The 12,562-nt window shown below is 68.9% G+C and carries 10 protein-coding genes; 9 read left to right on the top strand and 1 reads right to left on the bottom strand.

Going from position 1 to position 12,562, the window contains the following annotated elements; all coding sequences use genetic code 11:
• Positions 1-2: 2 nt before the first annotated feature.
• The 9 genes from ACGFXC_RS10410 to ACGFXC_RS10370 all read left to right on the top strand — a co-directional run bounded on the left by ACGFXC_RS10410 (position 3) and on the right by ACGFXC_RS10370 (position 11,345).
• Entirely contained in the window at positions 3-719 is a 717-nt protein-coding gene (locus ACGFXC_RS10410) for a hypothetical protein (RefSeq protein ID WP_393711450.1), read from the top strand.
• Positions 720-1,037, top strand: a complete 318-nt coding sequence (locus ACGFXC_RS10405; RefSeq protein WP_393711448.1) for a hypothetical protein — start codon at positions 720-722, stop codon at positions 1,035-1,037.
• A 59-nt stretch (positions 1,038-1,096) separates the two neighbouring features.
• Positions 1,097-1,414, top strand: a complete 318-nt coding sequence (locus ACGFXC_RS10400) for a DUF5361 domain-containing protein (RefSeq protein ID WP_393711447.1) — start codon at positions 1,097-1,099, stop codon at positions 1,412-1,414.
• A 10-nt stretch (positions 1,415-1,424) separates the two neighbouring features.
• A complete protein-coding gene (locus tag ACGFXC_RS10395; protein WP_393711445.1) occupies positions 1,425-4,487 on the top strand; it encodes a hypothetical protein in 3,063 nt (1,020 codons plus the stop codon).
• A complete protein-coding gene (locus ACGFXC_RS10390; RefSeq protein ID WP_393711443.1) occupies positions 4,484-8,440 on the top strand; it encodes a hypothetical protein in 3,957 nt (1,318 codons plus the stop codon). The genes ACGFXC_RS10395 and ACGFXC_RS10390 overlap by 4 nt, the downstream gene beginning before the upstream one ends.
• A gap of 20 nt (positions 8,441-8,460) precedes the next feature.
• A complete protein-coding gene (locus ACGFXC_RS10385) occupies positions 8,461-9,000 on the top strand; it encodes an HNH endonuclease signature motif containing protein (RefSeq protein ID WP_393711441.1) in 540 nt (179 codons plus the stop codon).
• A gap of 145 nt (positions 9,001-9,145) precedes the next feature.
• On the top strand, positions 9,146-9,601 hold the full coding sequence (locus tag ACGFXC_RS10380) for a hypothetical protein (protein ID WP_393711439.1): 456 nt from the start codon (positions 9,146-9,148) through the stop codon (positions 9,599-9,601).
• 56 nt (positions 9,602-9,657) lie between these two features.
• Positions 9,658-11,052, top strand: coding sequence for a hypothetical protein (locus tag ACGFXC_RS10375; protein ID WP_393711437.1), 1,395 nt, complete (start codon positions 9,658-9,660; stop codon positions 11,050-11,052).
• Complete coding sequence (locus ACGFXC_RS10370; RefSeq protein WP_393711435.1) at positions 11,052-11,345, top strand: hypothetical protein; 294 nt, start codon at positions 11,052-11,054, stop codon at positions 11,343-11,345. Before ACGFXC_RS10375 ends, ACGFXC_RS10370 begins: the two co-directional genes overlap by 1 nt.
• 2 nt (positions 11,346-11,347) lie before the next feature.
• Here ACGFXC_RS10370 and ACGFXC_RS10365 read toward each other — a convergent pair whose 3' ends face one another.
• Positions 11,348-12,559: a tetratricopeptide repeat protein gene (locus tag ACGFXC_RS10365; RefSeq protein ID WP_393711433.1), complete on the bottom strand. Its 1,212-nt coding sequence runs from the start codon at positions 12,557-12,559 to the stop codon at positions 11,348-11,350.
• Positions 12,560-12,562 lie beyond the last annotated feature (3 nt).

Raw genomic sequence — 12,562 nt, 5'->3', positions numbered from 1 at the left:
TCATGGCACTTCGAGCCGAGGAGGTACGGGTTGCCTCGACGGGCAACTTGTACGTCGCGCCCCTCGGGACGGCCGGTCCGACCAACGTGTCGACCGCCCTGCCCGCGACATGGCTTGACCTCGGGTACTTCTCCGAGGACGGCGTGGTCGAGTCCTGGGACGACTCGACCGCCGACATCACGGCCTGGCAGAACGCGGCCATCGTCCGCACCGTGATCACGGCCAGCAAGGGCTCCCTTGCGGTGACCATGATCCAGACCAACAAGAACACCCTCCAGGCCTTCTACAAGGGCAGCGTCACGGCGGTCGGTACGCCGACGACCGAATACAAGATGGACGTCGTCCCGATCAAGGCCGGCCCGTCGGCCTGGGTGCTCGACTGGTTCGACGGCGCGACGCAGACCCGCATCTGGGTGCCGAACGGCGAGGTCACCGCCCGAGGCGCCGTCACCTACTCCAACGCGGGCGCCGTCTCCTACCCGCTGACGATCAGCGTGTACCCGTCGAAGGACATCGCGGGCAACCTGATGCGCAAGTTCTCCAACGACGCGGCGTGGGCTCCGACCTACACGTACTCGGTCCCCGACGCGGACACGACCCCCAGCAGCGACACCCCGCCGACTCCGGCCCCGACCCCGACGCCGGCGCCGTCTCCCGCGCCCACTCCGTCGCCGAACGGTGGCTCGGCCGCCGACTCCACCACGGCAGGGGGCAAGTAAGTGGCCTTCGACGCCGACGCCGCCACGAAGGCGGTCGACACCGGGTCGTTCGAGTTCACGTGGAAGGGCGAGCTGTACGAGGTACCGACCTCGGCCACCCTTCCCACGGGCGGCGTGCGGAAGATCTCCCGTGCCCTCGCCAGCGGGAAGACGGACGTAGAGACGATCTTCGACCTGCTCGAAGGCATCTGGCCCGAGGCCGCTTTCACCGCCCTGATGGAGCTGCCGATCAAGGTCGTCGGCGAGGTCGTGTCCGCCTGGATGTCGGAGCGCGACACCCCGGACAGCGAGGCCGAAGCCGAGGGAAAAGGGTCGTAGCCGTTCTTGCCACGCCGAGCCTGTTCCGGGCGGCCGAGGCCGACCTGGCCCTGCGTGGCATGGACGCCGACGCTCTGCCGTTCCGCCACTTCACCGCGTGCGTGCGGGGGCTGCTCGAAGACCCCGCCTCGCTCCTGGTGAAGGCGGCCGGCGGGGACGGACTCACCCTCGCCGACAACCTGCTGTGCGCCGCCGTGGACGCGATGAACGTCGCGAACTGGCAGCGGAGCAAGAACGGCGTCAAGGGCATCAACCCCCCGAAGTCCGTACGGCCACAACAGTCGGTGCGCAAGCCGCAGTCGACACTCACCCCCGACGAGAAGCGGGCCCTGCTCGCCGCCGCCGGACCACCCAACGCAGAGCCCTTCCACGGGTAGGAGGTGACCGATGGCCACCGAAGTCGGTGTAGGTTACATCCGTTTGATCCCCTCCATGGAGGGCTTCAGCCGGACCGTCACTCGCACGTTGGAGCGTGAGCTGGGCGGCCTGGGGGAGGACCTCGGCCGTGCGCTGGGCAACGACCTCGGCGTGTCGATGTCGCGGGCCCTGGACGGCGAGGGCGCCGACATCGGCCGGGACCTGGTCCAGGAGATCGAGTCGTCTTTCGCCGGCCTGGACCTGGACGGTACCGACGCCGGCCGCGAGATGGCCGCCGAGGTCGAACGCGCCCTGGAAGGGGTGCACGCCGACATCGATCTGGACGGTCGGCAGGTCGGATCGCAGGCGGCGTCCGAGATCGAGGCCGCGCTGCGTGGTCTGAGTGTCGATGTCGACGGCCGCGGTCCCGGGCACGCGACCGGCCGGGAGATGGCGCAGGCGATCTCCGGTGAGCTGGACGACGTCGGTGCCGACATCAGCGCGAATCTCGAAGGGTCGGGCGAGGAGGGCGGTACATCCTTCATCGGCGGCTTCGCGAAGACCGGACCCCTGGTCGCCGTCGCGGCAGCCGCGGCCATCGGCAAGGTCTTGATGGACGGCATCGCCGAGGCGATGGAACAGAACTCCATCGAGAAGCACTTCGCCGCGCAGATGGGCCTGACCACGGAACGTGCTTCGCACTACGGCAACATCGCGGGCGGGCTCTACAGCAGTGGTCTCGCGGACAGCTTCGAGCAGGGCATGGGCGCGATCCAGTCCGCGTTCTCCGAAGGCCTGCTGTCGAAGGACTCCGCCGAGGACCTGGTGGGCAACGTCAGCCTGGCGATGCTGACGATCGGCCGTACCTGGGATCTTGAGTCCGCCGAGATCGCGAAGGCCACCCGCTCCCTGTTCACGAACCAGATGGCGGGGTCCGCCGAAGAGGGCCTGGACATCATCGCCAAGGGCTTGCAGGGCCTGAACAACGAGCAGGCGGCCGAGCTGCTGGAGACCTTCAGCGAGTACGGCGCGCAGTTCAAGCGCATGGGCCTGTCCGGCCCGCAGGCCATCGGTCTGATGCGCCAGGCTCTGGGCGCGGGTGCGAAGGACGTCGACCGCGTGGGCGACGCCCTGCACGAGATCCCGCGCATCATCCTGGAGGAGTTCCCGAAGGCCGAGCCGGTGCTGACCTCCATCGGCCTGAACGCGCAGCAGATCGGCGCCGACATGGCGGCCGGCGGGGACCGGGCGAACAAGGCCACGGGCCAGATCCTGGACGCGCTGAAGGCGATCCCGGACCCGGCGGAGCGGGCCGCTGCTCGCATCGCGCTGATGGGTGACGTATCCGGCGAGCTGGGCGACTCCCTGGACGCGCTCGACCTGAAGACGGCCGGCACCCAGTTCGAGAACTTCGGGGGCGCCGCGGTGGACGCCGCCAATGCCCTCACGTCCGGGTTCGGCGCGAAGCTCACCGAGTTCAAGCGCACCTTCTCCCAGGTCTTCGTGGACCTGTTCCAGGGCGACTTCGCCCAGGTGAAGACCGGCGTCCTGCGGCTGGGCGAGATCATCAAAGAGGGCATCTCGGAGTACGGGCCGAAGGCTGCGGACGCGCTGATGGAATGGGCTCCGAAGCTGCTGGAGAAGCTGCCGCAGCTGGGCGAGAGGCTCGCCGACGCGATGACCCGCAACCCCGAGAAGACCTTCAAGATCGTGGCGGTCAGCGCTGCGATCATGACCGCGCTGATCGAGCTTCCCGGCATGCTCGCCGTCGGACTCGGCCTGATCGCGGGCGGCCTGGTCGGCAAGCTGATCTCCAAGCTGATCGACTGGTCCAAGGAGAAGTTCCCGGAGTGGTGGCAGGCGGTCAAGGACTGGTTCGCGGAGAAGGCGTCGTCCGTCGGCGACTGGTTCTCGGACCTGGGCACGGGCATCAGCGACTGGTTCGGATCGCTCTGGGACGACTGGATCGCCACCCCCATCAGCAACCTGTGGACCAGTGTCACCACCTGGTTCTCGGAGCTGCCCGGCAAGATGGCCGACGGGGCGGAATCCGGGATGGGTTCCTTCACCACGTGGCTCTCCGCCCTGCCCGGCAAGATCGCCTACTGGGTCGGCGCCGGCCTCGCCGAGCTGATCTCGCTGGGCGCCAACCTGGTGCTCTCCATCTGGTCCGGCCTGAAGTCCGCATGGGAGTCCGTCTCGACCTGGTTCTCCGAACTCCCCGGCAAGATCGTCGAGTTCGTCACCGTCGACCTGCCCGCCCTGGGCCAGGCCGGCGTCGACTGGCTGGTGGCTCTCTGGGACGGTGCGAAGAACAAGGCCGAGGAGTTCTGGGCGTGGCTCCAGGAACTGCCCGGCCGGGTCTACGGCTTCGTGACCGTGGACTTGCCCAAGCTCGCCCAGGCCGGCGTCGACTGGCTCGCCTCCCTGTGGGGTGGCGCGCAGACGAAGGCCGAAGAGTTCTGGGTGTGGCTGCAAGAGCTGCCGGGCCGCGCGAAGGACTACCTGTCGCGTAAGTACGACCAGCTGACCTCGGCCGGCTCGGACTTCCTGCGCTCCATCTGGGACGGCATCTCCGGCGGTCTGTCGTGGCTCTACCGGAACATCGTGGCGCTGCCGGGGCAGATCAAGGACTGGATCGTCGGTGGCGCCTGGCAGCTCTACAACGCCGGCCTGGACCTGGTGACGGGCCTGTGGAACGGCATCAAGGGCGCCTGGGGATGGCTGAAGGACCAGGCCAACGGGCTGCTCGACTCCTTCGTTGACGGCTTCAAGCGGCACCTGCACATCGGTTCGCCGTCGAAGCTGTTCGCGGACGAGATCGGCAAGTGGATCCCGCCCGGCATCGCGGTCGGCATCAAGGGCAACATGGGCCCGCTGGACGCCGCCGTCGCCGACATGAGCCTGGCCCTGCGTCCTGAGATGCCGGACGCCGCCGGCATGGCGTCGCAGCGCCCCGTGATCGAGTTCAACTCCACCGGGGGTGCGGACGCGATCCTGGACTGGCTCCAGAACTCGATCCGGGTCCGCGGCGGAGGCAACGTGCAGCGCTTCCTCGGCCAGGGCCAGGTCGCGACGGGAGGCGCCCGATGACGACACCGTTCCCCACCGGGCGCATCCCGCTGAAGGTCGAGATCGCCTTCGGTGCCGAGCCCGAAGGCAACCCGGACAGCTGGGTGTGGACGGACGTGTCCGCGTACCTCCTGGAGCAGGGCATCACCATCAGCCGCGGCCGGTCCGGTGACGCCGCGGAGATGAGCCCTTCGACCGCGACGCTGACCCTGGACAACGGCGACGGCCGGTTCACCCCCGGTCTTCGATCCGGCGCCCACTGGCCCAACATCCGGCGCGGCACACCCTGTCGTATCTGGGGGCCGGCGGATGCGGTGAACCTGTTGGTCGGCACCGACACGTTCTCGGGTATCCGTGCGCCCGGCACCGCGGCGATGGCGACGACCGCGGGACTGGACCTGCGGGTCGACGTGGCCCTGGACCGGATCCCCGGCCAGTGGCCTGCCGTGCCCCCGTACGCGGGCCCCACACCCTGGTCGGAGACCACGCTGGAGATCGCCGCCCGTCACCGTCTCTCCGACCCCGCGAAGGGCGTGTGGGAGGCGTACATCAACGCCGATGGCTGCATGGCGATCAGCTTCTGGAACACGGCCGGTACACAGGACATCGAGGTCTGCACGGTCCCGCTCCCCTTCATGCCGGGTCAGCGTGTCTGTCTGCGCTGGGTCCTCGAACCTTCGACGGCGGGCAGCACGCACACCGTCTCGTTCTACAGCGCGCCGTCGATGAACGGCCCCTGGACGCTGGTCGGTCCGCCGGTCGTCCGGGCCGGCGTGGTCGCTCTCGCCGACGACGCGACGGTTCCGCTCGACCTCGGCAACAACATCAACTCGTACAGTCAGTCCGGCGCCGGCCGCTATTACGGCTTCGAGGTCCGCAACGGCCGCGGCGGCCCGATCGTCGCCTCCCCCGACCTGACCGTCCAGACGCCCGGCGCGACCTCCTTCACCGACGCCCAGGGCAACGCGTTCCAGCTGTTCGGGCAGTCCCGGATCACCGACATGACGCGCCGGCTGACCGGGCACATCGACTCCTGGACTCCCGAGTGGCCGTACGGTGACCTGTCCCAGCCCGGGTACACCGGAGAGTCCCGGTGCACGATCACCGTCGCGGGCCGTCTGCGCCGCCTCACCCAGGGCCAGCCCCCGCTTCCCTCGCCCCTGCGAAGGAGCATCCTCGCCGACACCCGGCTGGTCGGATACTGGCCCTTTGAGGACGGACCGCTGGCCACCGTCGCGGCCAGCCCCATGGACGGCGTCGCCGACGCCTACGTCACCGGTGTCGAGTTCTCCGCCGGCGGCGGCCCGGCCGGGACCTTGAACGTGGCCAGCCTGCCCGACAAGAAGCCCCACGTGATCGAGGCGACCATCCCGCCCCACCCTGTCGGCGACGGCTGGCAGTGCGAGTTCCTCTTCTACATGGAGAAGGCGCCGGCGCCGACCGACTTCGACACCCTGGTCGCGTTCATCAGGACCACCGGCACGCCGTGGAACGAGTTCGACGTGAACGTCGTCACCAACCCCACGACCAGCGTCACCACGATCGACGTCTACGGCAACGACTTCACGCCGGGATCCCGGGCCGGCGAACTCCTGATGGAGATCCCCCCGACCAACCTGTTCGGGCACTGGGTCCGCTTCCGCATCCAGTGCGGCATGGCCGGAGCGAACGCCTATCTCACGGTCAGCTGGATCGATGAAGCCGGCACGATCACCTCCCAGTCCGCGACCTTCCAGGGAGGGGGCGGCACTCCGGGCCGGATGACCCGGTGGGAGACCGAAGGCCGGACGATGGAACTCGGCTTCAAGATGGGGCACCTGGCCGTCTTCAACGACACCTTCGGCCCGACCTTCGAGGACCCCTTCGACTGGGCCGCATGGGGATACCAGGGCGAGGTCGCGCTGGTCCGCATGGACCGGATGGCGCGCGAGGTCGGCTTCGAGTTCACGACCACCGGCTTTTCGTGGATGACCGAGCGTCTGGGTGTCCAGCCCATCGCGACGATGTGGGAGGTCCTCTCCGACTGCGCGCACGCCGACGGCGGCATGCTGATCGAGCGGCGCGAGCTGCCCGGATTCCACTACCGGCCCCGCTACCAGATGTACGGGCTACCGCCGGCCGTCACCCTGGACGCGTCCAAGTCCGAGATCGCCGCCCCCTTCTCCCCGGTCCTCGATGACCAGCTCATCCGCAACGACGTGACGGCCTCGCGCACGGGCGGATCGTCGGCGCAGGTCACGGACGAGGAGTCGATCCGCCTGGTCGGCCGCTACCAGACCTCAGTCACCTTCAATGTCGCGACGGACGGGCAGCTGCCCGGACTCGCCTACCACGTGATGTCGCTGGGCCAGGGCGAGAAGCTGCGCTACCCGCAGGTATCCGGATCAATGATGACCGCGGGCGGATCGCTCGCCGAATGGCTGTCCCTGGACGTCGGCGCACGACTCCAGATCACGGGCCTTCCGCCGCAACACCCGGACGGGGTCGTGGACCTCCTGGTCCAGGGATACAGCGAGACGATCACCCCGACCAGCTGGGAGATCACCGCCAACTGCACTCCGTACGCACCCTGGGTCGGCGCACACACTCCCGTCCAGCCGGCCCTTCCGTCCCGCGCGGACGCCCCTGACCGTGTCGACTCCGACCACACGATCCTCGGCGGTGATCTCGCCCCCGCAGACCTGGTCATGCGGGCGCACGTCAAGCCCCCGGGCCAGACCTGGACGGCCGCAGGACGACCCCTGAATGACAACCCCCAGCTACAGGACAGCCTGGGCGACTGGACGGTCAACGGGGGCACCGTCGCCCTGGTCGACATCCCCCCGGCCGAGTTCACTCCCGACACCCGGTGCGCGCGCATCACGCCCAACGGGACCACGACCAACCCCCGCATCTACAGCGACCGGCACCCGGTGAACCCCGGGCGCCCTTACCGGGCGACGGGCTGGATCCGATCCACCGACAGCAGGCAGGCCACCCTGTACCTGTACCAGTACGACTCGACCGGGGCACTGATCGAGTCGGCCAATGCTCCGGTGACGGTGCCCGCGGGCGAATGGACGCGTCTGGTGCTCTCCGACACGTCCAATGCCAACGCGGTCGAAGCACGCGTCGGAATCGCCACCCTCGGTACGCCGCCGGCCTCGGCCGTGTTCTGGGCCAAGGACGTCCTGTTCCGCACCAACGAAACCGGCGCCCTGGACGACGAGCCCGACTTCCCCTTCGACCTCCGGGTCGGCCCCGAGACGGTCCGATGCCACGGCATCCAGTCCGTCACCGATGCCTTCACCCGCACCACGACCAACGGGTGGGGGCACACCGACTCGGGCCTGGCCTACGAATACGCCGGCGGCACCCTCGCCGACTTCTCGACCACCGGGACCCAGGGCCGGATCGCCATGCCCGATTTCAACTCGCAGCGCCACGCGATCATCACCGGGCCCTGTACCGACGCCGACATCACCATCCTCACGTCGGTGTCCCAGCTCGCTCTGACCAACTCCCTGCTGTCCGGGATCACCTTCCGGTATCAGAACGGCACCACGTTCTACCGGGCCCGGCTGAACTTCAAGACGGACGGGACCCTGGCCGTCAACGGGTCCTCGCCGACCGGGACCACCACGCTGATCACCGTGCCCGGTCTGACGTACGCCGCCAACACAGAGTTCCGCTTCCGTGCCCGGCTGACCGGCCAGAAGCTGGAGATGAAGGTGTGGCCCGGGGCAGCCCGCGAACCCGATGCCTGGACGTCCACGGTCACCTTCGGGACGAACATCCCCTTCGGCTCGGTCGGCGTATTCGCGTCCGCCTTCAACGACGCCACCAACGTCAACCCGCTCATCTGGTTCAACGAACTGCGGATTGATACCCCGCAGTGGTTCGGAATCCAGCGCGGCATCGACGGGACGACCCCCGCGAGCGTTCCGGCCGGCACCCCCGTCACCCTCGCCCACCCGGCGACCGTCACCCTCTAGGTAATCCGTATCCTGATGTCATGAATGACATCGAAGAGCGATTCTGGAGCAAGGTCGACGCATCCGGGGTCTGTTGGGAATGGACCGCAGCAAAGTCCAACGGATATGGACGGTTCGGATTCGAAGGGCGTAACCAGTACGCGCACCGCGTGGCGTACACGCTGCTGGCCGGAGGAGTCCCGGACGGGATGACCCTGGACCACCTGTGCCGAAACCGAGCCTGCGTCAATCCGGATCACCTTGAACCGGTGACCCACCGAGAGAACATCCGGCGCGGCGGAACGGTCCAGCGGAACCTATCCCGAACGCACTGCCCGCAGGGGCATCCGTACTCGGGAGAGAACCTCAAGACTCATGGAAGCAAGAGGCAGTGCCGGACCTGTCACCGACAGGCTTACATCCCGATCCCGCCCAAGACGCACTGCAAGAACGGCCACCCCTTCGACGCCGAGAACACCAGCGATCGAATGATGCGGGGCCGGATCATCCGCCGATGTAAGACCTGTCAGCGCGAGGGGACCGCAAGGTACCGCGCCAAGAAAAAGAAAGAGGGTGGTTAAGATCACGCTCTGGAGGCCAGGCATGCGGTTGACCGATGCCCGCCTGAACTCAGGACCCCCCGTGACCGAGTCGACCTCGGCTTTCACCCCGGCGACCGGCTGGTCCCTCTCTTCCTTCGTTGGCCGCAAGTGCGGAAACACGGTCATGTTCACGGTGACCCTGACCAGGACCGGCGCACAGATCAACGCCGTCGCGATCACCGCCGTCAACACGGCCCCCAGCCCATCCAACGCGGGCAACATCACCGACCAGACACTGGGGACTCTGGCCGCCGGCTGGTACGACCCCGGCACCGTCGTCGTCTCCTCCGCAACCAACGGGATCGGCGCGGGCGGCGCCCGCCTCTCCAGCAGCGGAACCATGACGCTTGTGTCCTGGCTGCCCAGTGCGGCCGTCGAAGTCAGTACCGCGATGTCAGCGACGTTCTGCTTCACCGTGGTCGACCCCGACGGGCTGTTCTCCCTCTCTGCCCTGTCGTCCCTGTCGGCCGCGGATGACAAGTCCGGGCCGCTGTCCCGCGGAGCCCTCGCAAGGGTTCCCGGTGACGAGATCCCCGGGCCCCCCGAGGCCACCGCCCCCACCCCGTTGGAGCCGTCATGAGCAGCCCCTACCCGCCGCCGTGCGGAACCTACGGCGTCTTGACGCCCGAGAAGGGTATGCCTCCGCCCGGGTCGCCCTTCCTCTACCCCTCCGAGTGCGGGGCCTACGGCATCATCGGCCCCGCCGGTCCTCCTGGTCCGCCCGGGCCGCCCGGGCAGACGCTCGGCGGCGGGGAGATCAGCGTCGGAACGTTCACCGACCCGCTGCCCGCTCCGGCCGCGCCGGCCGTCGTGCCGATGACCCTGGATCCGGGCTTCACCGCCATGACCGGCGACGGCACCACCGTCACCGCCATCAGCGACTCCTCGTGGCTGGTCACCGGCGGCCTTCGCTTCGCCTCCCAGGCAGCCATCGCCTACACCATGGACGTCCAGGTGTGGATGGCCTGGACCCTCTTTGACGGGGTCACGCCGGCCGCGACGCCCATCTTCCGCGGATCTGGGGCGATTGGCGGCGGACAGATCCTCTCCGTCGGCGCCGACTGGGCCTTCTCCGCCATCGGCACCCGCCCGATCAGCCTGATCATCCAGACCTTCGGCCGGGACACCGACAACACGGTCACCGTGTTCGGCGGGTTCCTCGCCACCCAGATCCAGGACCGCGCCGGCACCGGGCCCACCCTCGAACCGCAGCTGCGTCCCGTACCCAACGCGCCGGCCGGACCGGTGCCCGTGCCTGGCGAGAACACCGACCGGTGGATGCTGTGGGCCGGACCCTGGGTCCCCGGTGATCAGTACGCCCGCGGCCTGACCGTCTCCACCGCCGAGGGCAAGTTCATCGCGACGAAGGACTTCCCCGCCGGCGCACCGGGGGAGAGCGAGGACTGGGACCTGCTCTCGCCCCTCGAAGGGCCGCCTGGGCAGCCGGGACGCGACGGGACCGACGGGCAGCCCGGCAAGGACGGCAAGGACGGCAAGGACGGCAAGGACGGGACCGACGGGCAGCCCGGAAAGGACGGGAAGGACGGGAAGGACGGCAAGGACGCGCCGCCGCCCGTCGGCGGGTTTTTCGACACCCCCGCCGCCGTCACCACCACTGACTCCATCCCCATCCGGCTGGTCCTGGCCGACGAGGAGCCCCCGGACGGCATCGTCCTGGACGACGGCGGCATCAAGTTCACGATCCCCGGACTCTGGTCGATCGCGGCGACCGTGTTCGTCGGGCCAGTTGGCGACGAAGCAGGCCCGCTCAACCCGACGATCGACTCCTGGTTCCAGTGGGTCCAGAACGGCCGGCGCACCACCCCGGTGACGTCCCGGTCGGGTCCGGTGACCCAGACCCGCCAGGTCGACAACCGGCTGGATCTCACGTCGGTGTTCGACACCGAGGAACCGATCACGATCAACCTCTGGTCCACCACCTATGAGCTGGACGGGACCTCCATGTCGCTGACCGCACATGTCGCGGTGTCCCTGGTCCACCGGATGCACAACGCCCCCGGGGGTGCCTGATGGCGAACATCTATGGCCACTACTGCACCGTGTGTGCGTGCGTGGAACAGGAACACACCCCGACCGGCGGGAAGGCCGCGGCCGGGCACGCGTGCGCTCTGTGCCGGACCTGTACGGGCTTCGACCTGGGGCCCACCACCCGGCTGCCCGACAGTCTCAAGGACCGGGCCCGGTACCAGGACCCTCTGGACCGGGCCGAGGTCGAGTCGGCGTGGACGTTCGTCCTGTGCATGTGCCCGACCTGCCAGGGCGCATACGCGGATGACCGGAACCAAAGTCCGGCCACCGCGTGACCTTACTGCGGGACTGCTGGAAGGCTGGTGATCGTACGCAGAGCCTGGTCCTTCGCGCGGAAGCCGAAGCTGATCAGGATGACCTTCTCCCCGGCGCCGAGGGGAGTCCGGCCATGCGGGGTGAGTGCCCCGTCGAAGACGACGCTGTCCCCCGCCGCGAGGTCGCATGCGCGGTAGCCATCGGCGGTGATGAAGACGGTGGCGCTCGCGGTGGCGGGCGTGGTGGGGCGGTCGTGCTTGAGACACAGGATCAGGTTGGCCTCGCCGAACCCGAACTCGTCGACGTGGAAGTCGAGGAACTGTCCCTCGTCCAGGTAGGCGATATAGACGCCGGTGTGGGGCTGCTCGACGTCCAGGCCGGCGGACCGGGCGACGACCGTGGCCAGGTCGACCTCGCCGGCGAAGCGGTTGGCGGCGTCACCGACGGCCGCGTTCCACTTGCCGTTGTGCAGATAGCCCTCGGCGGCCAGGGCCTTCTCCGCCTCCTCCGTCATCGCGGAGATCAGCTCGGCGGGGAACTGGCCTCGCAGGTGCCGGGGCTGCACGCGTGCGTGCTGAGTCAGGGTGCGCACCGCGTCCCGGATCGTGGGGAAGTCTGCGTTCCACCGGGCCGAGGTGTGGGTGGAGGTGTGGGCCTGGAGCCATGACGTCCACCGGCTGCTCCACGCGCCGGCATCTGCCCGGCCCAGCAGCAGCTCGACGCGGTCAACAGCGGCCTGGGTCGACTCGATCAGCTCGGCGTCCCCCTTGGCCTGCCGAAGGCGCAAGGCTTCCCGTAGGTAGGTGCGGGCGCCGGCGAGGTCGCCCGCCTCCATCAGGTGTTTGGCGAAGTGCTGGAGGGCGAAGTCGAGAAGGTCGGGCTGCTGGGCGCGGGCGGTATCCAGGGCGCTGCGGTACAACGCCTCGGCGGTCTCCAGTTCACCGGCGTACCGGTACGCGTCCCCGAGGTTGAGCTGGGTGGCGATGACGGCCCGGGGGTTGCCGCCGGCGGTGGCGAGGTCCAGGGCCTGCCGCAGGAACGCACGTGCGCTCTGGTAGTCACCCAGCGCGAGTGATGCGATGCCGGCCCACCGGGTCAGCATGCGCCGCCTGGCGGGGTCCGCGGCCGGGTTCCGGAGTTCATCGCGGAGTCCGGCGGCGGCGGCCGTCAGCGCGTCCCGGTCGGTGGGGACCATCCGCAGGTTCTCGTCTTGGGTGATCAGGTGCTGGAGCACTCG

It is taken from the genome of Streptomyces sp. NPDC048507 (assembly GCF_043199995.1).
Classification (GTDB): domain Bacteria; phylum Actinomycetota; class Actinomycetes; order Streptomycetales; family Streptomycetaceae; genus Streptomyces.
Note: the sequence above shows the minus strand (reverse complement) of the source record. Positions and strands in the feature narration are given on the sequence as shown.